Below are 25,374 nucleotides of genomic sequence, written 5' to 3' on the forward strand. Positions count from 1 at the left end.
CGCTTAAATGGAGTCCGCTTAAAAACCGCCCAAAGATGCGAATTCTCTAAAAAATGGGCTATTTCGACATTTTAGGAGTATATTTATGGAGAAAAATGTTTAATTACCATGATTATGGCAAGAAGGAAATAAAAATGGATATAAAGGAAATAATTAAAGATTTCTTAGACAAGGAATTGCTCAAAAAATTAGAAACTCCCAATAATAAGGATTATGATATATATAACGAATTTTCCTTGCAGCATGAACTAGGAATATATATTCGAGAAAAACTTGGAGAGAACTACAAAGTTCAATTTGAACGAAACGCAAAGAAACTTTGGGGAGTTTTTGAAAAAGAAAAATGGAAAAAAACAGAAATGGATATTTTTGTCTATAAGAAAAATAATAAAAAAGAAGTTAAGGATATAGATGAAATTTACGCCATTGAATTAAAGTTCCCTAGAAATAAACAATATCCAGAACAAATGTACTCCTTTATAAAGGACATCAAATTTATGCAACAAGTGAAAGAAAAAAAACATTATGCAAGGACATTCGTTTTAACAATTGTTGATGATCTAAATTTCTTCACAAAATTAGAACCGAAAAAAGGTGAAGAAGAAAAAGACATCTACAAATATTTCAGAAGTAAAGAAACAAACATTTCTTCAAAAGACGAAATACAAGCAGAAGAAATAATCCCTTCAGCTAAAGATATTGGAAAGCCTACAGGGAAAAAGGATGACATTACAACATTAAATCAACAACTAACTCAAAAAATTAAGTGGAAGTTTATATCGAACGATCCAACATATCGTTACTATTTTATGGAGATTTAATCAATTTCTTTTCAGTCATCATTCTCTTTTAGGAATGTATGTGACACGGTTCCGTTTCAATTTTTTAATTCGCTCTGCGTTTTGGTCGTAGGCGGATTTTCCACATAAAACCCACAGTACATCGATGGGGCGCTTGGTGTTGAACTTTGGCACCGGAGCGAAGCCATCGGTAAAGTAGATGAGTCCGTCATATTCGGGATGTGTGCAGAAATAGTCAGCAGCAGGTTGGAAATTCGTACCACCACGCCCCATAATTTTTACAGCCTTGCGCGCATTTTTTAACGGTTCAGGATCACCTTGAATTTTAGCATCAAACTGCAACACATCTAATTTTTCGACGCCGTATTTGAAGAGCCTATTAATCACCGAGAAAAAGAAGGATAGACTTTTGTCGGTTACAGAGCCGCTAACATCAACTGCAATCAGCAAGTTTGTCGAAAGCTCGTAGCGACTACCCATGGCATCAAAACCGAAACGGCGATTCGGGCGCATACGCGTAAGGCGACGCTTACTCGAAATGATCGAGGTTTTGAACAGGCTCAACATTTTGCGATAGTCCATGTCTACTTTCAGGCTCGCCTTGATGATGCCTTGCAGTTTGCCCGAAATAGAGCCCCAGTTGTTGCTAGCCTCGGCAATTTCGACAAATCCGTTTATGTCGCAACAGGCTTCTTCATCTTCATCCCAAAGCTCCGAAATTTGCGTATCCCGTTTTTCTTGAGCATTACCTTCACCTTGCGTACTATCCTTCGCACCGTTACCATCAGCGGCATTTTTCCCAGAAGAACCATCACCAGCATCGCCTTGTTGGCTCGACCCGCCGTCATTCCGCAATTCACCGTTACTTCCTGAATTTGGCTCCATCATTTGCTTGAGCAAGTTGTAATATTCCTCAAAGCAAAGCCCTTTAGACATTTTCAACTCGGTGCCGCTCATCTGTTTTTTAACAGGCAGCGAAACATCGTACACATCAGCGATCGTGACATTACTCGCCCAAGTAAGCAACGATTTTTCGGCAAAAGGGGGTTGTCGTTGATACGGGTGCTTGAGCAAAATTCGGAACATCTCTACTTTTAGGAATTCCGCCAACACAATATCAGGCACATTTAGCAAAACCTTCGGAGAAAATTCGACCTTTCTGTTTCCGGTTCGCATCGCCACATCAAGCGAATCATTCTCACAAAACTCGTGACTGCAACATACAGCAAACAACAGAGGCTCCGTCAGGAACCACCTTTCACCAATTTTCTTTATTCTATCTATACAATCCATATTTAAAACATTCACCCCAGTCCTTCTATACTCATCTTAACTGAATCCTATCGCTACGCTCCAAGATGACAGCCTTAAATTGACTTAACAAATGCCGTAATCTTCTTATACAAATCCGGGCACTGCATAATCACAAATGTCATCGTCGACGGGTACAGCGAAGAGGAATACAAGTTTGCAAAATGAGCCTGCGCCTCGCGAAAATTTTCACCCGAAAGGAATTCAAAATATGCAGCAACGTTCTTCGATACCTTCGCATCATCCTTCTCATCATAACTCTTCGTCTCGATAAAGCGAAGAATCGATTCGTTCACTGAGGCAAGTTCCGGCGTTGAGCATTTCTTGAGCGCTGTTTGCAACTTTGCGAAATCGCCGAGCAAAATTTCCTTTGCGCTAGGCAAACGTTTTTGGTTGATTGTCGCAAAGAACTTGGTTGCTGCAGGCATGCCGACAATACCCGCAATTACAATCTTTAAAAGCGGCGTCACCTCGTTCGTCTGCAGCACATTCGATACTCGTTCCCATCCGCGGCGGTCAGGTGATTTTTCAAGTCCTTGATCTTCGCGAGTAAAGGCGGCCCCATCGAGCATTTCTGGATTTTCCGAAATAAAGTCTATTACGCGAGAATCGAGCCCCGCCTTCGCCGCCCACAGCAACCATTCCTGCGTAGTGGGCTTGAATTCGTAGATATTAAAACGGCTCACGAGCGCCGGATCCAAATCGGTCAGCTGGTATTCCTCACCATCGTTCACCGCACTAATCACACGAGAACCTTCGGGTAACTTTCGGCCCGCAAGTGTACGATTCAGCGTCAAATCCATGATTGTCTGCAACACCTCAGGGCGGGCGCGGTTCAGTTCATCCAAAAACAGCACCACTGGCTTGCCATCGGTCGGAAACCAGTAAGGCGGCATAAACAGAGTCTTTCCGGTTGTTTCGTCAAGCCGCGGAAGCCCAATCAAGTCACCCGGATCGCTCATCTGCCCCAAGAACAGAATCATCACACGCTCGCCGCGGGCTGTAAAGAACTTCTCCAGAATCTGCGACTTGCCGATTCCGTGTTTGCCCGTGAGCATAATGTTCTGCGATGCGGGAGTCGCAGCCAACAAACTTTCCAATTCCCGCGCATTGATCCTTACCGACATACATACCTCTATAGTTTTAAGAGTTCCTTTGTCATTGAAATGTCCACCGGAAACGGCATTATTTTTAGCAGTCCTTCAATGTTTTTTAGCATTTCGGGTATAGCAGGGATTCTCTTAGTGAAATTTTTATCGTTTAGCGACATTTCAACAAGTTTTTTCTTTCCAAGTCCAATCCGTAGAGCAAAACATTCCCCCTTGTCCACCAAATTCCATTCGTAACTCAATGAGGACAAGACCTGAGAAACGCCCGTTCTTATGCTTAATTTTGCCATTTTTTCGATTTTGAGCATCTTTTCAAATTCTATTTTCTCCTGTTCAAGGCCCACAAGATGAAGTAAGTAGTTGTCGATAAAGTCCTCAAAATTTTTCATAGTCTGCTGCAGGTTACAGGTCGCAGACCGCACAAAAATCGATGGTAAGCCCTTATGCTTAAGACTCACATAAAGTTGTGCAGAACTCATAAAAAATTCAAGCACGTCATCTGTAGACCCCATCTGCCGAATTATCCAGATTCCACTGATTTTATCCCCCCTTTGAAACAAACATTCCGAACTCGGCTTAGGTTGGCCTAGATTTTTCGCTTTCAATATTTTGCACTTGCATTCCGGATGCCGAGCCGACATCTCATTATAGGCGCTAAGGATTTCCCCTTCGGAAGGGTAACTCCCTGGCACTCCGGGAACAAGAATCTCGCCCACCAGTTTTTTCCAGTAATTGTACTCCACCTGCTCAAAGGCACGTTCTTTAAAATGTTTACTTCTCATTTTTCCTATAGTTTGCAAAAATGGTTGTCTCCATTAAATTCTATAGGAAAATATACGACCGCAATGCGACAACTACCGACGCATGAAAGGATAAGATCGGATCAAACGTTTCTAAAGGAACTATCGAAGGCGGCGTAAGCCAGGCGTTGCGGGCTGGCGTCTGAAGCCCGCTCGAGAAGGTAGCGGAAGCCCCAACGCAGATTCATTTTTTGAAAAAAAAATGGAGGTGCCCGTTCGGAGACGGGCATGACATACAGCATTCGCACTTGATAGCCGGGGCTGAAGCGAGGGAGAGACTTCTCCCTCCCCATATAAAATTTACTGGATCCTTCACGCTTCGCGTTCAGGATGACGTCATTACAAGCATTTTCACCAACATTCCTAAATTTTATAGATTCTTCGACTTCGCCTTACTGGCTCCGCTCAGAATGACACCATTACAAGCTTTTTCACTCACATTTTCTTCCTACCGCCTACTTCCTACTTCCGACTTTACTAAATTTGACCCACTATGTTTTCACAGCTGACTGATTCTCTAGAAAATACCCTCAAGAACCTGCGTGGGCAGGGCAAACTTACCGAAGAAAATGTGGCGGAATCGCTGCGTGAGGTGCGTCGCGCGTTCCTCGCTGCCGACGTGAACTTCAACGTGACCCGCGACTTTGTGAAGTCTGTCAAGGAAAAGTCCATGGGCGCCGAAGTGCTCAATTCCGTGACCCCGGGTCAGCAGATTGTGAAGATTATCCACGACGAACTTGTGGCCGTCATGGGTGGCGAAACTAAGGAAATCAATCTTTCCGCACCGTCTCCGGTGGGCATCATGATGGTTGGTCTGCAGGGTTCGGGTAAGACGACTTTCGCAGGCAAGATTGCTCTCTGGATGCGCAGCAAGAAGAAGAGGAAACCGCTCCTCGTCGCCGCAGACGTTTACCGTCCGGCCGCAATCAAGCAGTTGCAGGTGCTCGGCAAGTCCATCGGCGTTCCGGTTTACGACGAAGGCCAAGGCAATCCGGTCGAAATCATCAAGCACGGCTACCAGTACGCCAAGGACAACGGTTTTGACCTCGTGATTTACGATACCGCAGGCCGTTTGCAGATTGACGAAGAGTTGATGCAGGAACTCGAAAAGGCCCGCGACGCGGTTCATCCGGACGAAATTTTGTTCGTTGCCGATGCTATGATTGGTCAGGAAGCGGTGAATGTCGCCGAAACGTTCTGGAACCGCCTGAACTTCACGGGCGTCTGCCTCTCGAAGATGGATGGCGATACCCGCGGCGGTGCAGCGCTTAGCATCAAGAAGATGACGGGCGTGCCTATATGCTTTATCGGTGTTGGCGAAAAGCTGAACGAAATCGACCTTTTCCACCCGGACCGCATGGCAAGCCGAATCCTCGGCATGGGCGACGTGGTATCCCTCGTGGAAAAAGCACAGCAGGTCATCGATGAAAAGGACGCGAAGGACCTCAAGAAAAAGATTCTCAACAACACGTTCGACTTGAACGACTTCTTGAAGCAGCTCCGCACCATCAAGAAGCTCGGACGCATCAAGGACATTTTGAGCCTCATCCCGGGACTCAACAAGCTCCCGCTCGACCAGATTGACGAAAAGCAGTTGGTCTATGTGGAAGCTGTCCTCAGCTCCATGACGCCGAAGGAACGCAAGAAGCCGCAGATTATCGACGGTAGCCGCAAGGCACGTATCGCGAAGGGTTCCGGCACGGATGCTGCCCGCGTGAACGCAGTCCTCAAGCAGTACGAAAGCATGAAGGAAATGTTCAAGAAGGTCGGCGATTTCGCCAAGCGCCAGAACAACGGCGGAACGATCGGTTCGAACTACACGCCGCCTAAGGACAAGAACAAGAAGAAAAAGAGATAGGCGCCGCGTTTTCCACGCATTCCGTGAATTCCGCGCATCTCGGCTTCTCGTCTAGAGAATTTCAAAAGTCCGTTTGCAAAAGCAAGCGGGCTTTTTTCATACTTCCAACAGCTAACTTCCATCAGCAACTTTCTTCGGTCTACTGCCGCGAATTTCGCCCTTGTATCATTAGCAAAGAATTTTGTTTCATTAACAAAAATAAATTTTATAAATATCAAAATTTCTTTGATTTTTCGTGAAAATTCAAAGTTTTTGTATCACAAACTATTGACTTTCGAGTTTTTCAGAGTTATATTATAAACAAGCAGGAGAACGCGATTTTTAAAAGGCGCTCCCGGAATAAATCCGGGGTGACACCCTTAACACCTAATACCTATTACCTAACACCTAACCTCATGAAACCGATAACCGAATACCAAGATTACCGCCGCTACATGCAGGACTTCTACGAAGAACGCAAGAAGTCCGGTTTTACCTGGCGTGAATTTTCGAAGGATGCCGGATTCGCTTCGCCGTCTTACCTCAAGCTCGTATGTGAAGGCAAAACTTCACTGAGCCGCGTGGGGTTACCGCGCGTAGCTGCCGCAATGAAGCTGACAGGCTTTGAACTCACCTACTTCGAAAAGATGGTCGATTTCGGAAATGCATCAAACGACGAGAAGAAAAAGGCCGCATTTGCCGACCTCACCCGCATTGCAAAAGAACAGCATGCACGTGTCATTGACGCCGACACATTCGCCTATTACGAATCTGCCATAAATTCCATCGTCCGAGAACTCGCCCCCTTGATGCCAGGCGCCCTCCCGCTTGAAATTGCGAAGAAAATCAAGCACGCCTTCACAGCGCAACAAGTCCGCGACTCGCTAGCCATGCTCACCAAGGCAAAATTCCTTGAAGAAACTGACGAAAATACCTACCAGCAAACGGACAAGGCCATCACCGGTTCGTCTGAGGCCATACCGCTCGCCCTCCGTACCATGCACCGCGACATGACCGACCTCGCGAAAGAAGCCATCGACAAAATCGACGTCACCGAAAGGAACATTTCGGGAGTCACCATGGGCATCGACGCACCGACATTCGAGCGCATTTCCGAAGAGGTCGACAACTGCCGCAAACGCGTCATCACTCTTGCCAACGAATGTAAGAAAATCGATCAAGTTTACCGCCTTAACTTGCAACTTTTCCCGCTGACGGACAAAGTATAGGAGGATGGATTATGAAGCACTTGTACAAAATTTTATCATTCCCGGTCACGATTTTTGTAAGTCTTATAACGGTCGCTTTCTCGTTGGTCACAATTGCCTCCCTCGCCGCCTGCGGAAACGAAAACTCAGCCGGCACGGATGAACAGCCGAACGCCATCACGGCGCAAATCGACGCAGCTGTCGACAGCGCATCGGCCATCTGGTTTCAAGGCGAAAAAACATTTATCGTCGATTCCAAGGCAAGCTTTAATCCCCTAACCCCCACGCCCATACACGATATAATCATTAATCTAGACACTTCTGCACAACATACAAGTTTACTCACAGGAGTAAAGACCGAGCATGGAACATTGCGGCACCTTGAAATTGCTTATGTCGCCGCTATCAGTTGCGAAACAGAAGAAACGTGGTTCGCTTACTCCGTCCAAGTTTCGAGTTCGCTTATACAAAAAAATTTCACAATTCCCGATACCTCGGCAACATCAATTGCAATGGATTTCGAGGCCGACTGCATTCATGAACACGGAAATTTCATTACAGAAACAGAAGGCATCACTGACGGGCAACAAAGCTACAGCTGCAAAATAGCACCGACTAAAGAAAACCTAGTCGAGAATAACGCCATACAATACACCGATCCGAACTGGAAAAAGTACGGAACGCAGATTATAAAAGTCTGTAGAGAATAAAAAAAATTAAAAATGAAAAATTAAAAATGAAAAGTGTCAGAAATCTATTCTGACTCGTTGTAAGACTTATTCTTAAAAAAGGAGAAAAACATGAAAACCATCACCAAATCAATCTCACAAACAATCGTTGGAGCCGCAGTAGCACTCGCGTTCACCGCCTGCTCCTCGAGCAATTCCGTTGCACCGGAAGCATCCGTTGCGCAAATCAAAGAAGAGCCGAGCAAACAGATACGCCTCGAGCCTCAACAAGACTCCACATACACTCCACCAATATTTGCAATTTCTGACGAGACCAAAGAGACTCTTGAAAGCTGGTTGAACGGCAACCCGATAAGCAACGATATCACCGTAGATTATTGGTGTGCAGAAAATCCGGACTACCCCGAAAATCCCTTGTGGTGCTTGCCCAATCGAATCCAGTTGGAAAACGGAACCGCATTCGAGTTTTATAATGGCAATTCCGATGTGATCGCGTGCGAAACATACCAGGACACCATCTTTTATTCCGTTTACTTGCACAGCAACACCATCACGAAAAAATGGACAAACCCGTGGTTCAACACTGAAATGTTCGCGCAATCCAAATTGCAATTCAAGGAATCTTGCAAAGCCGAATTCGGCGATATCACGGAAGAAACAGAAACAAAAATCGTCTGCAATGTAAAAATAGAGCCAAGCCCGTCTCAAGACGATCCCTCGAGAGATTCGAGAAAATACTTTAAGCCCCATTATTTTTACAATTACCTCGACATATACTGGAATGAATTTGCCTCGCAAACAATCGAAGCTTGCAGAGGTATCCCTCCTCAAATCGAGCCCATAACGACATTCTAAATCCAGATTAAACCCAATATTGATCCCCAAACAGCATTAATCAAGTCAAAAAATCATTCTAGCCCCGGATTCACGGGGCTTTCTTCACATACACTAAAATTGCCATTTTTATCAAAATTTCGACACTTTTTGGCATTTTTCGGCTATTTCATAAATTACTTTATAAGAAAAGGACGGATTTTTTTTTCATTGCCGTCCTTTACACACAAAAGCAAGTTTGCTATATTTGGCATCAAAAGAACTAAAACCCCGAAATTTCGGGAAAAACCCCATAAAGAGGTATAAAATGGCAACTGTTATCCGTCTCGCCCGCTTCGGCAAGCGTCACAACCCGATCTACCGCATCGTCGTCATCGACAACCGCAAGGCTCGCGACGATAGCTTTATCGAACAGGTCGGCTTCTTCAACCCGAACCTCAAGCAGCCGGAAATCCGCTTCGAACAGGAAAAGGTTCTCAAGTGGCTCTCTGTTGGTGCTCAGCCGTCTGACACCGTCAAGTCCCTCCTCAAGAAGACCGGTATCTCTGACTTGTTCCACGACCTCAAGGCCAACCGCTCCATCGAAGGCAAGGCTCCGAAGGCTCGCGAAATCAAGTCCAAGCAGCGCAAGTTGAGCCCGAAGGCTCAGGCTCGTCTCGAAGCTGAAAAGGCTGCCAAGGCAGCTGCTGAAGCTCCGGCCGCTGAAGAAGCACAGGCTTAATTACGCCTTTAAAGAAGAGTCTCGTGCGCTTGCACGGGACTTTTTTCTTTAGCAACAACTTTCCCTCCCGGTTTTCCACACTCGCCAATCCGCTAAAATGGACCAAAACGAATCCTACATCACCGTCTGCCAACTCATGCGTGCGCATGGCGTTAAGGGTTACATCAAAGCAATGCCCCTGACCCATGATTTAAATCGCTGCAAGAGCCTTAAAGACGTGCGCGTCAAAAAGAGGAATGGCGAAATCGTGGAACTCACCCTCGAAGACGCTAAAGTCGCCAACACGATTTGGCACTTGAAATTCAAGGGTTTTGATACTCCCGAAGCCGTAGCAGTCCTCGTCAATAGCGACGTCATGATTCCCGAATCCGAACGTCTCCCGCTCCCCGAAGGCGAATATTACATTGACGATTTAGAAGGTTTCCGCGTTCACACCGAAGACGGTCGCGACATAGGCGAAGTCCTCGAAGTGCAAGAACTGATGACGGTCGATGCGTTCCATATCAAGTTCGACCTCGCCATGCAATCCGAATTCAGCAGCAAGTCCATCCTCGCCCCCTGGATTGATGATTGTGTCAAGGAAATCAACGAAGACGGAAAGTTCATAGTTTGCGATAGCGACTATCTAAAATCCCTTTGCCCGGAGGAACGATGAAGATCGACTGCATCACCATCTTCCCCGAAATGTTCGCGCCGATGAAAAGTTCAATCATGGGCCGCGCACAGGCAAAAGGCTTGTTTGAGTTCAACACAGTCTATCTGCGTGACTTCGCCATCAACGCCTACGGGCAAGTGGACGATGTCCCGTACGGTGGTGAACCGGGCATGGTACTCCGTCCCGAACCGCTTGCGAAGGCCATTCGCAGCACGGGTGTCAAGGAAGATGGCGGCAAAGTCATCTATCTCACGGCAGACGGCGTTCCCTTCACACATAAGATTGCCAAAGAACTCTCTCAAGAAAACCACCTTGTACTTGTCTGCGGACACTACAAGGGAATCGATGACCGCATCCGCCAGACCGAGGTCGACATGGAAATTTCCATCGGGGACTTTGTCGTGAGCGGAGGCGAACTTCCGGCGATGCTCGTCACGGACGCCGTAGTGCGACTGCTGGACGGAGCTCTGGGCCACAAGGAATCCGGCGAAACGGACTCCTTCGCGCAAGGCGTTTTGGGCTGGCCCGTCTACACCCGCCCCGAAGAATTCGAAGGAAAAAAGGTGCCCGAAGTGCTACTTTCCGGTCATCACAAGAACATTTCAGAGTGGAGACGCCAAGAATCGTTAAAAAGAACGCAAGAAAGACGTCCCGACATCTTTAAAAATCTTGAAATAAATACTACATTTGGCGACAAATAATAACGAGGTACACATTATGTCCCTGAACATTGAAGCAATCCAGAATGAAAATTTGAAGACCGACCTTCCGGAATTCCGCGCCGGCGATACCGTTACCGTTAACGTCAAGGTTATCGAAGGTACGAAGGAACGTATCCAGCCGTTCAAGGGCGTCGTTATTCAGCAGAAGAACTCTGGCATCGGCAAGTCCATCACGGTTCGCAAGATGTCTGGTTCCGTGGCTGTCGAACGTATCTTCCCGGTCAACTCTCCGCGCATCGACTCCATCGTTGTCGAACGCTCCGGTAAGGTCCACCAGGCTCGCATTTACTACATGCGCGACCTCCGTGGTAAGGCTGCACGTATCGAAGAACGTCAGGCTTAATTAGCCCGACTTCGAAGGCGGTTATTTCCCGATGATTACGGGGGATTCCCGAAAGAAACTTATCCCGCCCACGCAACTCCGCGTGAAGGCGGGTTTTGTTGTATCTTCGCCACAGGACGAAGACAAAAAAATCATCCTTTTGAACGAGGGTGAGCTTGTTGCGCTTGACCCCAAAGCACACAACAAGGTTGTTTTTAAAATTCTTCCCGGAAATCTCGTAGGCGTCGGAGCGCTCCTTGAACGTGAGCCCGTACGTTACGTATTCCAAGCTACGGTTGATTCCTCCATTACGATTATCAACGACGAATGTATGGAATCCGAGCTAAAGAGCCTCCCCGTATGGCTTTTGGCCGTTATCAAGGCAATTTCTGCTAGAACAAGAAGAATCAACGACTCCATCCGCTCGGCAAAGACAGACAACACGCTTGCAAGTCTCGCGTCATTCTGCAAATTCTACAAAAGCGAAGATTTTTTGCAGACAAACGCACTGTTGCAAGAATTTTCGTGGCTTACCAAGACTCCCTTACCAGCAGCAACAGAAGCTTTAAAGGCTCTCATTCGTCGCAAGCTGATTGTTTTCCACGGTGACAAAACCTGTCTTTCCATTCCAAACCCATACCTTCTCGGTATCTTCTCTGATTACCAAAAAGCAAAGGATTTGGACAAGCCCTGGAACCCGTTTTGCCTTACGCTCCAGCAAAAAAGAATTCTCGTATTGCTTTCGACATTAGAAAATGGCACATCGAAAGATGCAACGGACTGGATCGCTTTTTTCAAGGAACGCAATATTCCCATAACAGTCGCCGACTGGCTCCAAATACAGCAATTCGAGTGGTTTATCGAAAAAGGGAATCATCTTCTTTCTCTTGATTTGAAAAAAATAAACTACTACGAAACAGCCTTAAAGTACGAACAAAATCTCAAGGGGACAGTCTAATGGAAATCGCTGCTGATAAAATCCTTTGCATGCAAGGAGACACGCCCCACTCCTTCTATATCGTCAAAAAAGGAACCCTTGTCGCAACATACAAGGACGAACAAAACGAAATCCAGACAAAAAATTTAGGACCGGGTTCCACATTCGGCGAAATGAGTCTTGTCGAAGGCGAACCCCTGGAATATACAGTACGCGCAGAAGAAGACAGCGAAATCGAAGTCATCCCGCAAAGTTTATTCCAGGAGACGATGGAAAAACAGCCTATCTGGATGAAATCCATCATTTCGTTTTTAACGCAACGCAACCGCATAGCAAAAGAAAACAAACGCAAGAAAGAATTTATTACATCGTTTCCATCACTTTTATTCATTCTTGCAAAATCCGAAGACAAATTAATCAGTTTAAAAACAATCAAGAACGAGCTTAAGAATTTTTCAAATTTGTCATCACTCGAGACATACAAACTATTGCTCATTTTACAAGATTTTAAGTTGATCCGCTTGCAAGCAGAATCGCTTACCATCGAAAACGAAAAGCTCATCGAGCTCCTTTACGACACTCTCCGGATCAGAGCAATCTACAAGAATTCTTCGCACTACATTCTATCGCTCACAGAGCAAGCCGTACTCTCAGCATTCGTCAAAACAGCAAGCGAAAAAGGCGAACTACAGCCAAACGGTCTCGTAGCCGTCAAGACAACAGATCTTGCCGCACAAACAAAACATTCCATGCACGGAATGACGCTCACGATGCGAAGCCTCGAATCGCTCCTGCAAAAGCGATTGTTGCAAGCTGCACCGCAAACATCCACAAAGAACAACGATTTGCCCGGGCTAGAATTCATCGAAAAATTTTCAGCCGATTTCGATAGATTGCTGAACCTAGTCGAGCTCAACCGCATCTACCCGTTATTGGACAAGAAATTAATTACTGTTCAATAGTCCGTAGGACAAAAGCGTAAAACGTCATTCTGAGGCGTAGCCGAAGAATCCAGTGCATCAAAAATTTCTATTTTTTCATTGAACAAAACACTCAACCCCCTAAAAGGTTTATTATGAAACTTTCTGCACTTCTCGTGACTCTTTCCTCCATCGCCGCTTTCGCACAGGATGCAGCAGCTGCCCAGCCGGAACAGCCGGGTGCACTCGCCAGCTTCCTCCCCATCATTCTTCTCTTTGTTGTGATGTGGCTCTTCTTCATCCGCCCGAAGCAGAAGGAAATGAAGCAGATGGACGAAATGCGCAAGCAGCTCAAGAAGGGTGACAAGGTCATGACCGCAGCAGGCATCATCGGCACCATCGCTAGCATGGAAGAAAACATCATCACGCTCCGCACTGGCACCTCCACCATCGAATTCGAAAAGGCTGCTATCCTCCGCGTCCTCAACAACGACCTTTCCGCTAAGGTCGAAGAAAAGAAGTAATCATGGCTATTCTCCCCATCAGAATTTACGGTGATCCGGTGCTTCGCAAAAAGTGCGAGCCCATTACCGAAATCACGCCGGAACTCCGCCAGCTCGCAAAAGACATGCTCGAAACCATGTACGAAGCACCAGGCTGTGGACTTGCTGCACCGCAGATTGGCAAGAACATCCGTCTCGTGGTTATCGACACCGCCATCCCCGACGAAGAAGAACCGCGCCCGTACATTATGTTCAATCCCGAATGGGAAGCAGAACCGGATGCAAAGCCAGCCGACTACGACGAAGGTTGCCTCTCTCTCCCGGATATTTTCTGCAACGTAGTCCGTCCGGACCGTGTCACGGTGCGATTCTTCGACATCAACGGTGAAGCTCAGGAAATTCACAACTGTGAAGGTCTGTTCGCACGCTGCATCCAGCACGAATGTGACCACCTGAACGGAGACCTCTTTGTCGACAAGATTTCGACATCGGACCGCACGCTGAACCAGTCCAAGCTCCGCAAGATGGCCAAAGAAACTCAAGCGAAGCTCAAGAAGAAATAACGTTCATGAGTCTGCGCCGGATAATTTCTGTTTTAGCGCTAGCGATGTCGCCATTAGCTTTGGCGATACCGCTAGATCCGATTGAAGCAAGCAGTGTATCCGAGCAGACCATCGTTCCTCAAAAAATCGCAAAGGAACTCAATCGCCCGATCCAAGTGGGCGTTTTTATAAGCGTGCCAAGCATCACCGTCCGCCAAAAGAACGAAGAGTTCCACATCACAGCCTCTAAAGGCAAACTCAAAATCAAGACAAAGGCGAAACGCCAACAGACTATAGACCGCCGCGTATTCAAAGCCACTGGGTCTACAACAGGCGAATGTATTGCCATCGCAACCGACAAGGCATCCCTCAACAAAGCCTGCTACGAAGGTGAATTCGTTGTCACCGCCAATGGCAACAAGCTAAACGCCATCAACGTCATCGACATTGAAGATTACTTGCGTGGCGTTGTTCCTTACGAAATCGGCAAACTCGACGAATCCAAGTTCGAAGCGCTCAAGGCTCAAGCCGTTGCCGCCCGAACATACGCTTACAAGCACTTCGGGAGTCGCAAAACACAAGGCTTTGACGTTTACGCCGACACGCGCGACCAAGTCTACAAAGGCCTCCACAGCGCTACCGACATAACGGACAAAGCAGTCCGCGAAACCGAAGGTGTCGTGATGACGTACAACGGTGAATTTATCACCGCCTACTACCATTCTACCTGCGGTGGCGAAACAGAAGGCGTTGCCACCTGGGGCCGCCCAGACCACCCCTATCTCAAGAATAAACCCGATCTTCGCCCAGATGGAACCCCTTGGTGCAGAGAATCCAACTACACCGAATGGACTCGTGAATTTACCGAAAACGAATTGCAAGACTTATTCCAGATAAACGCCAAAGAAGCCAAAGCGAACGTCCCGAGTTTTTCGAGCATCAAGTCGATGCACATTCAAGACACGCTCAAGAGCGGCCGCATTCACACGCTCGTCATAGAAACGAACAACGGCACGTTCACCGCAAAAGCAGACAAAATCCGCTGGCTGTTCAAACGCGGCAGCACCATCCTCCCCTCCTGTTTTTTCCGCATCCATCGCAACGGAAATCAATGGATTCTTAAAGGCAAGGGATTCGGCCATGGTGTCGGACTCTGCCAAATGGGCGCACGCGCTCGCGCTCAAGCAGGGCAAAGCTACATTCAAATTTTAACACACTATTATCCCGGCATCACGCTGGAAAAATTCACCAGATGATAGTCGTCTTAAGCCAAGGCTGCGCCGCAAACTTCGGCGACGGTGAAAAAATAGCGCGCCTACTCTCGAAAAGATCCGAAGTCACCTTCACATTTCCAGAACCCACAAATGCGACGAAAAACGCCGCAAATTTTGAAAATGTAGCGTCCCCCGCAGACGCTCACACAGAAAAGCCCGAAGCATTCTATCTCAATGTCTGTACGGTCAAAGGAAATTCAGGCGCCCTCAAGCTATTACGCAAAGTAGCAAGCACTTATCCAAACGTTCCCATTTACATCACGGGTTGCGCCCCCAAGGACTTCCGCGAAGAAGCAATTCGAGCCGTCCCAAAAGTGCAATTTACAACGCTTTCGGAACTCGAAAAAGAACAGCAATTTGAGTATGATTCGGGTAATGCCATACAAGACCGCACTCGCTATAAAAAATCCGACGAGAACTTTGCCCGCCATAGGAACGTCCTTCGCGAATCGCCATTCGTCGGCATCGTGAACATCGAAGAAGGCTGCCTCGATGCTTGCGCTTTTTGCAGCACGCATCTCGTCAAAGGACGTCTCCACAGCTTTGCGCCCAACGCCATCGTCGATCAAGTCCAAGCGCTCGTCGATGACGGATGCCTCGAAATCCAGCTTACCGGCCAAGACTGCGCCTGCTACGGTTTTGACATCGGCACAAACCTTGCCGAACTTACGCAGAGAATCCTCACGCACGTAAACGGGAATTACCGCATCCGACTCGGCATGGGGAATCCGCGCCATGTCCTCGGCTATCGAGAAGCATTGCTCGACTGCTTCACGGACGAACGCATTTACAAGTTTATCCACATTCCTGTTCAAAGCGGTAGCGAAAATGTGCTCAAGGCAATGAACCGCCGCCATACCGCACAAGATTACATAACCCTTGCAAACGAGTTCAACAAACGCTTTAGCAAGTTCACACTCAGCACCGATTTGATTGTGGGCTATCCCGGAGAATCCGCCGAAGACTTCAACGATACGCTAAATATCTTGAAAGAAACGCGTCCGACAGTCTGCAATATCACGCGATTCGTTGCGCGTCCGAACACTATTGCCGCACGCCTCGATGCAAGTGCCGCTGCCGTACCCGACAATGTTAAGCACGAACGTTCCGCGATTCTCGCCGAAGCATTCCAAAAAATCGCGCTCGAAAACAACAGCAATTGGATTGGCGACGAATGTACCGTAGTCACTGAGAAACCCGGCTACCGCAGCGGCACGACAATTGCCCGCAACATGGCTTACCGCCCCGTAGCGCTTCAGGGTTCGTTCCCTGCGGGAACAACGCTTCGCGTCCGCATCACCGATGCGGAACCCTTCGCACTGCTCGCAGAACCTATCGCCTAACAAAATCTAAACGAGACCGCGCGCACTTCATAAAGCATTCGCCCCAAACGTCCCGCGCATTTTCCATAAACAATCCCGAGCGCATTCAGCATAAAAAAAAGATCCAGTAAAATCTTGCGATTAATGGATGATTGCAAGTTATTAATCATTGGTTTTCGTTAAATTTTCACATCCTACATCCTACATCCTACATCCTACTTTTCTATATTCTCCCCCGTAAAAATTTTCAACCGAGGCATAAAATGCTTGACATTAAGAAAATCCGCGAAAATCCGGAATATTATATTGCTGAAACCGAAAAGAAATATACGACCGTAAGCCTTCGTGACGTGCTCGCCGTTGATAACGAACGCCGCCCGCTCCTCACCGAAGTCGAACGCCTCAAGAGTGAACGCAACGCCCAGTCCAAGCGCATCGGCGAACTCAAGAAGAAAGGCGAAAACGCTGACGAAGCCCAGGCCGCAACACGCGAACTCGGCAACAAGATTGACGAACTCGACAAGAAGCTCAAGGAACTCGACTACAAGCAGACCGAAATGCTCATGCACGTTCCGAACATCGCTCCGCGTTCTCCGGAAGGCAAGGACAGTTCGGACAACGTTGTCGAAAAAGACGGCCCGATTCCGTTTGACTACTACACCAAGAACGATGACTTCGCCCGTGTTGACCACAAGACTCTCGGCGAACGCCTTGGCATTTTTGACTTTGAACGTGGCGCCAAGATTTCTGGTTCCGGCTTCCCGGTTTACCGCGGTCTCGGCTCCCGCCTCGAACGCGCCCTCATCCAGTTCTTCCTCGACGAACACCAGAAGGCCGGCTTCGAAGAATTCACTCCGCCGTACCTCGTTACCCGCAACACCATGCGCGGCACAGGTCAGCTCCCGAAGTTCGAAGAAGACATGTACCGTTGCGACAAGGATGATGACCTGTTCCTCATCCCGACGGCAGAAGTCCCGCTCACCAACCTCTACTCTGGCGAAGTGATTCCGGAATCTGAACTTCCGAAGCGCATCTGCGCTTACTCTGCTTGCTTCCGCCGCGAAGCTGGTAGCTACGGCAAGGACACCCGCGGTCTCCTCCGCTTGCACCAGTTCAACAAGGTTGAAATGGTTTACTTCGCACATCCGGAACACAGCTACGAAGACCACGAAGAACTCACCCGCTTCGGTGAAAAACTCCTCGAAAAGCTCGGCCTCCCGTACCACCGCCTCGCACTCTGCAAGGGCGACCTCGGTTTCGGTGCAGCCAAGTGCTACGACCTCGAAGTTTACGCTCCAGTCGAAAAGAAGTGGCTCGAAGTCAGCTCCTGCTCGAACTTCGAAGACTACCAGGCACGCCGTGCCAACATCAAGACGAAGGTCAACGGCAAGAACGTCTACCTCCACACGCTTAACGGTTCTGGCCTCGCCACTCCGCGCGTGATGGTCGGCATCTGCGACAACTACCAGCAGAAAGACGGCTCGCTCAAGATTCCTGAAGTCCTCCGTCCGTACATGGGTGGGCTTGAGTTTATCAAACCGAAAGCCTAACCATGTAGTGAGGATTTTTCGCAAGAAAAATCCGAGTGCGAGGTTTCGCAAGAAACCTTGCCCGCTCATCGGGGTGGGCTTGAATTCATCACCCCGAAGAAGTAATTACATTCTGTCATCCTGGAGCCGAAGGCGATAGGATCCATCGAATTTCAAAAAGCAAGTCCCACGGACTTGCTTTTTTTTCATTGTCACCCCGGCCTGAGCTTGCCCCGGACATGTTCCGGGGTGCCGGGGTCACCATTCCTACAGTTTTTCGAGCTTTTCGTACACGTCGTACAACCTTTGCACCCCATTCTCAAGCCCGTAGTAATGCCTCACATACGGCACCAAGAGCGCAAAGAACAGCACATCTAGAGCAAGCACCGGAATTTCCGGCACAACCACCAAAAATAAAATTCCGCCAACCGTCAAAAGCGCAAACAAGATCATCACAAGTTCGTGCACCAATCGCTCGTGCTGGAAAAATCCAATATGCGTCCGCACCGACAATAATTGCTCAGCCGTCAGCGGACTCCCCTGCGACACTAAATGTAAAAGTACACTCTCGTAGTCATTCAACTTTTTCAGCATACTTTAAATATAAAGAATTCTTTTTCAAAAAGGGATCCATCCGCGCTTTTACAAAAGATGCAAAAGCCATTTTTTTCAAAAAAAATTGAGCTATTGCAAAATAGAATGTTATTTTAAAAATATGGAAGAGCTTCAGTTTACATCTCTACCGTCGATGTTCTTCGCGAACTGTGACCGCTCCGATTTCAAAGGATGGTATCACCGTAAAAACGGCGAGTGGATTCACTATTCTCCCCAAAAACTGAAGACCGAAACAAAAGCTCTTGCGCTTGCACTGAATTCCCTCGGATTGACAAAAAACGAAAGTGTCGGCATCATTGCCCCAAGTTCACCAAACTGGCTCATTGCAGATATAGCCATTCAACTGAACCAAGCCTGTGTCGTTCCACTTTTTCCAAACATCTCATCCGAGAATTTTTTATTCCAAATTAACGATGCGAACGTCAGAATTCTCATCGTCAATTCGATCGAAGAACTTGATGCACCGCTCCTCGAGAACCTCACATTTTTCAAAACCATTATATGCATGGAGAACAGCTCATCGCGTCCACCCAATGGTATATACTGGAACGAACTTATCAAAAGAGGATCTGACGCTCTTGCCGACAAGATGCGAGCCAAATGGATTGACAATCAACTAGCAACAATCCAACCAGATGACCAATTCAGCATCATCTACACAAGCGGTTCTACAGGACGTCCCAAAGGCGCCGAACTCACGCACCGAAACATGCTTGTACAAATTCAAAACATAGCACCTATGTTCCGGTTCGACACGCAAAAAGATTCGTGTCTCACAATTCTCCCGGTAGCCCATGTTCTTGAACGCATGGCCGTGTATTTCTACACCTTAAGCGGTGTTTCCATTTACTTTGGAGACAATCCCAAGAATCTCTCGCACATGTTGCGCGAAGTCCGCCCGACCATCATGATTGTAGTGCCTCGCATTCTCGAACGTCTTTACGAAGCCATGACAACTGCAGCAGACCGTGCAAAAGGTCTTAAGCGATTCGCCATTAAACAAGCCATCAAGATTGCCAAAATTAAAGACCCCACCAAACGTCCGTGCATAATGCAACGGATTCTCAATCTGCTTGTTTACAAACAAATGCGCGAAGCAGTCGGTGGAAACTTCCGCATGATCATTTCGGGCAGCAGTTCTCTCAACAAATCTATTCTACGTTTTTTGCTGAATATCGGTCTCCCCGTTTTCGAAGGCTACGGCATGACAGAATGTTCACCTGTCGTTTCGGCCAATTGCAAACAAGCTATCAAGCCCGGTTCCATAGGCAAACCTCTCCCCCACCTCGAAGTAAGAATCGGTGAATGTAGCGAAATTCAAATTCGCGGCGAAAGTGTCTTTAAAGGCTACCACAACCGTCCAGACTTGAATGAAAAAGCATTTACCGAAGACGGATTTTATCACTCCGGCGACCAAGGCTATTTTGACGATGACGGGTATCTTTACTTTACCGGACGCATCAAGGAACTTCTTAAAACAAGCACCGGGAAATACGTGAGCCCCAACCCCATCGAGCTCGAAATCATCCGCCACCCGCTTGTAGAGCAAGCTCTTGTCATAGCAAATGATCGCAAATTTGTATCGGCAATTATTTGGCTAAACCCCGTCGGTGCACGTCGTATGCTCAAACCGCAAAACGAAGATTACGATGTAGAAAACGCACTGAGATCACCGCTTGTCCGCGATGCTATCAACCGCCATATCGAACATATCAACGAAAAGTTGAACCATTGGGAACAAATTCGCAAATGGACTTTAATCGGAGATGAACTCACCATCGAATCAGGGCTCTTGACCCCCACATTAAAAATTCGGCGCACCGTTGCTGAAAAACGGTACGCCGAACAAATTGAAGCGATGTATTCTTAGCTATTAGTTGTTAGTCATTAGTCACTAGTTTAACAATCGCGGCTTCGCCGCCTGATTGAAATCTAATAACCAAAGACCATTGACCAATGACTAGAAGTGGATTACGCGGACCTTGATGACCTTGTCGAGCTTGGAGAGCTTTTCGACGATGGAATCATCGACCTTGCTTTCGACGTCAACGAGGTTGTAACCGATCTTGCCATTGCTCTTGTTGCTGAAAGAAGCAATGTTGATGCCTTCTGCACCGAACACCTTCGTGATTTCAGAAATCATGTTCGGAACGTCCTGGTTGATCACGACAACGCGGCTCTTGATGCCAGCATGCGGATGATCGACGAGAGCCGGGAAGTTCACGGAATTGCGAACGCAACCGAATTCGATGTAGTCCTTCAATTCTTCAACAGCCATGACTGCGCAGTTTTCTTCAGCTTCTTCGGTAGAAGCGCCGAGGTGCGGGAAGCAAGTGACCTTGTCGTTCTTGATGAGTTCTGCAGTCGGGAAGTCGCAGAGGTAGCCCTGGAGGGAACCAGAAGCGAGCATTTCGTTCACCGGATCCATTTCAACAATGCCACCACGAGCAAAGTTCATGATGTAGGAACCCTTGAACTGAGCGAGGTTCTTCTTGTTGAGGAGGTTTTCGGTAACGCCCTTGATGAACGGAACGTGAACCGTGAGGAAGTCAGAATTTGCAATCACGGTGTCGAGATCAGCAATTTCAACCTTGTTAGAAAGTTCATGCATGTTGTTTGCGTTCGGATACGGTTCGTAAGCGATCACGCGCATGTTCTTCCAACGAGCGTAGTTAGCAACGAGCACGCCAATCTTGCCAAGACCAACAACACCGAGAGTCTTGCCGGCAAGTTCCATGCCAGCAAACTTCTTCTTGCCGCTTTCGACAGTCTTTGCGAGATCCGGATCGTTCACATCGAGACCCTTGACCCAAGCAGCAGCCTTGTCTGCGTTACGGACAGCCATGCCGAGCACGGTCATCACGAGTTCGGCAACAGCGTTTGCGTTTGCACCCGGAGTGTTGAACACGCAAATGCCCTTTGCAGAAGCCTTGTCAATCGTGATGTTGTTCACGCCAGCACCAGCGCGAGCGACAGCCAAAAGGCCATCAAAGTTGTCGGTATCAACCTGGGCAGAACGCACCAAGATAGCATCCGGATTTTCGATAGAATCGGAAACCTGATAGAACGAGCCAAACAGGCTCAAGCCTTTCTTGGAAATGTTGTTCATCGTCTTAATAGTTGCCATTTTTCATTCCTTTGTTTAAGTTAAAACTTTTGTGTGGCGCGTTACGGTTCGACCCAGCGACCGCGCTCCTTAATCAAATTCACCAATTCCTCGATAGCGTCTTCTTCGGGGATGTTCTTCTTGACGGCAGTCTTGCCTTCGAAAAGCGTAATACGGCCGGGGCCACCGCCCACATAGCCGAAGTCAGCATCAGCCATTTCACCCGGGCCATTCACGATGCATCCCATGATGCCAATCGAAATGTCCTGCAAATGTCCAAAGCGGGCCTTGATCTTGCCCATCACCTGCTGGATGTCGTAAAGCGTACGACCGCAGCTCGGGCAGCTGATAAAGTTTGTCTTGCTACGGCGGCAATAAGCGGCCTGCAAAATATCGAATGCGAGAATTACAGAATCCTTCGGGCTCTTGTAACCGTCGATTACAACAGCATCGCCAAGACCGTCCGTCACAAGGCTTCCAATGTCGGCAGATACACGGAGTGTATCCTTTTCGCTATCTGTAATCTTTGCATAAAGGAGAATCGGATCCTTGCGGTTTGCAGCATACAAAGCCGAAGCGAGAGCGCGTACGCCCATCACCATTTCAGGGCCCGTATAGCAGAAGAGCGATCCTTCCGGCACGGAGTTCGGATTTGCAGCAAAGCCCGCAATATCCATCGTATCCTTGAATTCCACAACCGGCTTTGCATCGAGACCTGCCAAAGCAAATTCTGCATTGCGGCGTTCGCCTGTGAGGCTCACGGCATCGGCCTTCATGCCGACACGCACCGGTTCCGAACCACCGATCTTTACGCCAGCAAGCGTCACCGGAACAGTTTCCCTGCGTTCGTAGTGGTACGGATCCTTTTCCAAAACCGGCACAGCAAACTTCGGTGCATCCGCCTTGAGTTCGCAAGCCTTGATGAGTTCCTGCGCCACCGGGACTTCAGCCACCGGATCTTCAGTCAGCGACACGCGAATCGTATCGGCAAGGCCATCGAGCAAAAGCGCACCAATGCCAGCCGCAGACTTCAAACGTCCGTCGGAACCGGCACCTGCTTCTGTCACGCCCACATGGAACGGATACGGCTTAAAGTGTTCCTGCTTCAATCGAGCGGCGAGCAAGCGGTAAGCCGAAATGGCCACGCGCGGATTGCTCGACTTGAGGCTCAAGACCACCTGGTCAAAATGTTCGGCTTCACAAACAGCCAAATATTCGATGGCGCTTTCCACCATGCCTTCCACGGTGTCGCCATAGCGATAAATCATACGGGCGCTCAAGGAACCGTGGTTCACGCCAATGCGGATAGCACGGCCGAGGCGCTTCGCTTCTTGCACAAACGGAGTAAATGCTTCGGCAACCTTTTCCTTGCCTTCTTCAAAAGACTTGTCCGTCTGCTGGTCAAGCGTCAAAATTCCAGTATCTACAAAGTTACCCGGGTTGATGCGGACCTTTTCCACCCACTTAAGCGCTTCGAAAGCAGCCTTCGGCTGGAAATGGATATCGGCAGAAACAGGGACAGTGCAACCGGCAGCACGCACGCGCTTCATGACTTCTTCGAGTCCCTGAGCATCGGCAAATGTAGGCGCCGTAATACGCACCAAACCGCAACCGACCTTTGCCAAGGCAAGCGTTTCAGCCACCGTCTTTTCGACGTCCTTCGGCTTGGTTGTCGTCATGGATTGAACTAAAATGGGGGCATTGCCCCCTATCACTGCATCGCCTACGCGGACTTGAACAGTTTCCCTGCGAACCGCTTTAAAACGGTCATCAACATACGGAAGTGTAGTAAAATCTAGCATGCCGCAAAGATAAAAAAAAGAGAATTTTACGGCAACCAAACTTACAGGCAGACCCGATTTTGAGTCCCGCAAATTCTAGGATTTTTCAGCAGCAGCCTTTTCCGCTTCAGCTCTTTCGGCCTCACATTCTTTTTTATAGTAGGCTTCCAGTTCACCACGGCTTTGATCAAAATACTTCTTGAGGCTCGGATCGAAATGCTTGCCCATCGAGCTGTCTATGATGTTATAGGCCTCGTCAAAAGAGAACGCATCCTTATAGCATCTCTTACTCACCAAGGCATCGTACACATCCGCAATGGCCATCACGCGGGCTTCCAGCGGAATACTCTCGCCCTTCAAGCCATAAGGATATCCACTGCCATCCCAGCGTTCATGGTGGCCACCAGCCATATTCTTTGCAATTTCAACAAAAAGTTCGCTCTGGAAATTCGAAAGCAGGTTCTTGATAATGATTGCACCCTTTTCGGCGTGAGTTTTCATCTCTGCGAATTCTTCTTCCGTAAACTTGCCCGGCTTGCAAAGCACCTTGTCATCTATTGCAATTTTACCAATATCGTGCATCGGTGCGGCCGCAATCATGTCATCATAGAATTCCTTCGAATAATTCAAATTCGGATCGCGCTGCATCTTTTCGACAAGGATACTTACCACTTCCTTTGTACGCTTGAGGTGCGCCCCGGTAAAGCCATCTTTGTTGTTGACCATTTCAGCCATGCCAACAAGCATCTGGTTCTGGAAAAGGCGAATTTGATCTTTGTTATTCTTGATAAGAGCTGCTAATTCCGTGTTATTCGCATCCAAACGTTCAATGTAGCGCTGGATATTTGTTTCATCTTCAATACGGAACAAGAATATCTGCAACTTCTTATTTTGGTGCACATCCCTCATCACCGCCTTGAAATAGCGTTCCTTGTATGTAAAGCGATAAACCCTGTCACCACTAGAGTTTTTCAGTTGCTCCATGCCCTCTTTAAAGGAAGAAGCAATTTCAGTATTCGTCGGCAAGACATGGTCCACACGGCAATCCAACAAATCCGGGAAATACCTAATTGCAATATCGTTGCAACCAAGATAAAGCCCTTTCGGTGAGAACGCCACGTACGCCGCTGTATTCTCGGCTTCAAGCGATTCAAGCACACTGTTCATCACATCGTGCATTTTCACCAGGGCGCAAACATAAAGCAACACCAGTTCATCAATCAAGTAAACAAGCGGCATGAGCAAGGTGTCATTTTCCAGATAGCGCGTCAAAATAAACGATGCAATCGAAACAAAAGCAAGCGATGCAATCGCCATCAAAGTCTTATAGCTAACATTGCGTTTTTTCTTTGCCGCAATACCAATAACCACCAAATTGGCAACAGCATAAAAATAAAGCAACAAGTCCCACAAAATATGGCCAGGCCCATACGTCGGGATATAACTGCCAAAACCGTTCAGGATAACATAGCGTACCGATTCATAGAACACATCGCTAAAGCCAACCGTACACGAAAGCGCAAACACCAAAGCGCTGTACAAGAACAGCAGCATCTTTGACCAACGCGGAAGATTAAACGAGCACAAGCGACAAATCAAAAGGAACAGGAATAACGGCAAAAAGCATGCGCCCAAATAGCACACCTTATTTGCAACAATAGCCCCTTCAATCGTCGTCGAGAGAGCCAAAAAGAGGTAGCCAAAATCAGCAAGAACAATCGAAAAGAAGAATGCCGTAAAAAAGGAGTTTAGCGGCCTACGGTAAAAATACGAAAGCAGGCAGGCATTCACCCCCGAAAAGACACACATCGCAATCAAGTAATAAATAACAAACATA

The 25,374-nt window shown here is 47.8% G+C and carries 24 protein-coding genes; 17 read left to right on the forward strand and 7 right to left on the reverse strand.

Going from position 1 to position 25,374, the window contains the following annotated elements; all coding sequences use genetic code 11:
• The first annotated feature begins 95 nt into the window (after nt 1–95).
• Complete coding sequence (locus BUA34_RS03050) at nt 96–821, forward strand: hypothetical protein (protein ID WP_072827285.1); 726 nt, start codon at nt 96–98, stop codon at nt 819–821.
• A gap of 18 nt (nt 822–839) precedes the next feature.
• Here BUA34_RS03050 and BUA34_RS03055 read toward each other — a convergent pair whose 3' ends face one another.
• From BUA34_RS03055 to BUA34_RS03065, 3 genes are all read right to left on the reverse strand, one after another.
• A complete protein-coding gene (locus BUA34_RS03055; protein WP_072827286.1) occupies nt 840–2,093 on the reverse strand; it encodes a VWA-like domain-containing protein in 1,254 nt (417 codons plus the stop codon).
• A 74-nt stretch (nt 2,094–2,167) separates the two neighbouring features.
• Nucleotides 2,168–3,238: an AAA family ATPase gene (locus BUA34_RS03060; protein WP_072827287.1), complete on the reverse strand. Its 1,071-nt coding sequence runs from the start codon at nt 3,236–3,238 to the stop codon at nt 2,168–2,170.
• Between the two features lie 8 nt (nt 3,239–3,246).
• Nucleotides 3,247–4,002: a hypothetical protein gene (locus BUA34_RS03065; RefSeq protein WP_072827288.1), complete on the reverse strand. Its 756-nt coding sequence runs from the start codon at nt 4,000–4,002 to the stop codon at nt 3,247–3,249.
• 511 nt (nt 4,003–4,513) lie between these two features.
• On the opposite strand from BUA34_RS03065, the gene ffh reads away from it, so the two are divergent.
• The 15 genes from ffh (at nt 4,514) to serS (ending at nt 18,056) form a co-directional block, all read left to right on the forward strand.
• Nucleotides 4,514–5,878: a signal recognition particle protein gene (ffh, locus tag BUA34_RS03070; protein WP_014547033.1), complete on the forward strand. Its 1,365-nt coding sequence runs from the start codon at nt 4,514–4,516 to the stop codon at nt 5,876–5,878.
• 395 nt (nt 5,879–6,273) lie between these two features.
• Nucleotides 6,274–7,086: a TIGR02147 family protein gene (locus BUA34_RS03075; RefSeq protein WP_072827289.1), complete on the forward strand. Its 813-nt coding sequence runs from the start codon at nt 6,274–6,276 to the stop codon at nt 7,084–7,086.
• Nucleotides 7,087–7,097: 11 nt separating this feature from the next.
• Complete coding sequence (locus BUA34_RS03080; protein ID WP_072827290.1) at nt 7,098–7,775, forward strand: hypothetical protein; 678 nt, start codon at nt 7,098–7,100, stop codon at nt 7,773–7,775.
• Nucleotides 7,776–7,865: 90 nt separating this feature from the next.
• Nucleotides 7,866–8,609 (forward strand): hypothetical protein, encoded by a 744-nt coding sequence (locus BUA34_RS03085; RefSeq protein WP_072827291.1) that lies wholly within the window; start codon nt 7,866–7,868, stop codon nt 8,607–8,609.
• Between the two features lie 286 nt (nt 8,610–8,895).
• Entirely contained in the window at nt 8,896–9,309 is a 414-nt protein-coding gene (gene rpsP / locus BUA34_RS16210) for a 30S ribosomal protein S16 (protein ID WP_072827292.1), read from the forward strand.
• Nucleotides 9,310–9,406: 97 nt separating this feature from the next.
• Entirely contained in the window at nt 9,407–9,964 is a 558-nt protein-coding gene (gene rimM, locus BUA34_RS03095) for a ribosome maturation factor RimM (RefSeq protein WP_072827293.1), read from the forward strand.
• Nucleotides 9,961–10,665 carry a tRNA (guanosine(37)-N1)-methyltransferase TrmD gene (gene trmD / locus BUA34_RS03100; RefSeq protein WP_014547027.1) on the forward strand — a complete coding sequence of 235 codons (705 nt, stop codon included), beginning with the start codon at nt 9,961–9,963 and terminating at the stop codon, nt 10,663–10,665. The genes rimM and trmD overlap by 4 nt, the downstream gene beginning before the upstream one ends.
• A gap of 16 nt (nt 10,666–10,681) precedes the next feature.
• Entirely contained in the window at nt 10,682–11,029 is a 348-nt protein-coding gene (gene rplS, locus BUA34_RS03105; RefSeq protein ID WP_072827294.1) for a 50S ribosomal protein L19, read from the forward strand.
• Between the two features lie 31 nt (nt 11,030–11,060).
• Nucleotides 11,061–11,966, forward strand: a complete 906-nt coding sequence (locus tag BUA34_RS03110) for a cyclic nucleotide-binding domain-containing protein (protein ID WP_072827295.1) — start codon at nt 11,061–11,063, stop codon at nt 11,964–11,966.
• Entirely contained in the window at nt 11,966–12,907 is a 942-nt protein-coding gene (locus BUA34_RS03115) for a Crp/Fnr family transcriptional regulator (RefSeq protein WP_072827296.1), read from the forward strand. Before BUA34_RS03110 ends, BUA34_RS03115 begins: the two co-directional genes overlap by 1 nt.
• 113 nt (nt 12,908–13,020) lie before the next feature.
• Nucleotides 13,021–13,389, forward strand: a complete 369-nt coding sequence (gene yajC / locus BUA34_RS03120; protein ID WP_072827297.1) for a preprotein translocase subunit YajC — start codon at nt 13,021–13,023, stop codon at nt 13,387–13,389.
• A 2-nt stretch (nt 13,390–13,391) separates the two neighbouring features.
• Complete coding sequence (gene def, locus BUA34_RS03125) at nt 13,392–13,931, forward strand: peptide deformylase (RefSeq protein ID WP_072827298.1); 540 nt, start codon at nt 13,392–13,394, stop codon at nt 13,929–13,931.
• Between the two features lie 44 nt (nt 13,932–13,975).
• Nucleotides 13,976–15,166, forward strand: coding sequence for a SpoIID/LytB domain-containing protein (locus BUA34_RS03130; RefSeq protein ID WP_254794299.1), 1,191 nt, complete (start codon nt 13,976–13,978; stop codon nt 15,164–15,166).
• Nucleotides 15,163–16,527 carry a MiaB/RimO family radical SAM methylthiotransferase gene (locus BUA34_RS03135; protein WP_072827300.1) on the forward strand — a complete coding sequence of 455 codons (1,365 nt, stop codon included), beginning with the start codon at nt 15,163–15,165 and terminating at the stop codon, nt 16,525–16,527. The genes BUA34_RS03130 and BUA34_RS03135 overlap by 4 nt, the downstream gene beginning before the upstream one ends.
• A gap of 242 nt (nt 16,528–16,769) precedes the next feature.
• Complete coding sequence (gene serS, locus BUA34_RS03140; RefSeq protein ID WP_072827301.1) at nt 16,770–18,056, forward strand: serine--tRNA ligase; 1,287 nt, start codon at nt 16,770–16,772, stop codon at nt 18,054–18,056.
• Between the two features lie 246 nt (nt 18,057–18,302).
• Here serS and BUA34_RS03145 read toward each other — a convergent pair whose 3' ends face one another.
• Nucleotides 18,303–18,629 carry a hypothetical protein gene (locus BUA34_RS03145; protein WP_072827302.1) on the reverse strand — a complete coding sequence of 109 codons (327 nt, stop codon included), beginning with the start codon at nt 18,627–18,629 and terminating at the stop codon, nt 18,303–18,305.
• A gap of 121 nt (nt 18,630–18,750) precedes the next feature.
• Between BUA34_RS03145 and BUA34_RS03150 the strand changes: the two genes are divergently transcribed.
• On the forward strand, nt 18,751–20,520 hold the full coding sequence (locus BUA34_RS03150; RefSeq protein WP_254794300.1) for an AMP-dependent synthetase/ligase: 1,770 nt from the start codon (nt 18,751–18,753) through the stop codon (nt 20,518–20,520).
• 90 nt (nt 20,521–20,610) lie between these two features.
• Here BUA34_RS03150 and BUA34_RS03155 read toward each other — a convergent pair whose 3' ends face one another.
• The 3 genes from BUA34_RS03155 to BUA34_RS03165 all read right to left on the reverse strand — a co-directional run bounded on the left by BUA34_RS03155 (nt 20,611) and on the right by BUA34_RS03165 (nt 25,373).
• On the reverse strand, nt 20,611–21,777 hold the full coding sequence (locus BUA34_RS03155; protein ID WP_072827304.1) for a phosphoglycerate dehydrogenase: 1,167 nt from the start codon (nt 21,775–21,777) through the stop codon (nt 20,611–20,613).
• Between the two features lie 41 nt (nt 21,778–21,818).
• The gene (gene ispG / locus BUA34_RS03160; protein WP_072827634.1) at nt 21,819–23,558 is read right to left on the reverse strand and encodes a (E)-4-hydroxy-3-methylbut-2-enyl-diphosphate synthase; all 1,740 of its coding nucleotides are present in this window, start codon (nt 23,556–23,558) and stop codon (nt 21,819–21,821) included.
• A 75-nt stretch (nt 23,559–23,633) separates the two neighbouring features.
• On the reverse strand, nt 23,634–25,373 hold the full coding sequence (locus BUA34_RS03165) for an HD domain-containing phosphohydrolase (protein ID WP_072827305.1): 1,740 nt from the start codon (nt 25,371–25,373) through the stop codon (nt 23,634–23,636).
• Nucleotide 25,374 lies beyond the last annotated feature (1 nt).

Source organism: Fibrobacter sp. UWB12, assembly GCF_900142485.1.
Classification (GTDB): domain Bacteria; phylum Fibrobacterota; class Fibrobacteria; order Fibrobacterales; family Fibrobacteraceae; genus Fibrobacter.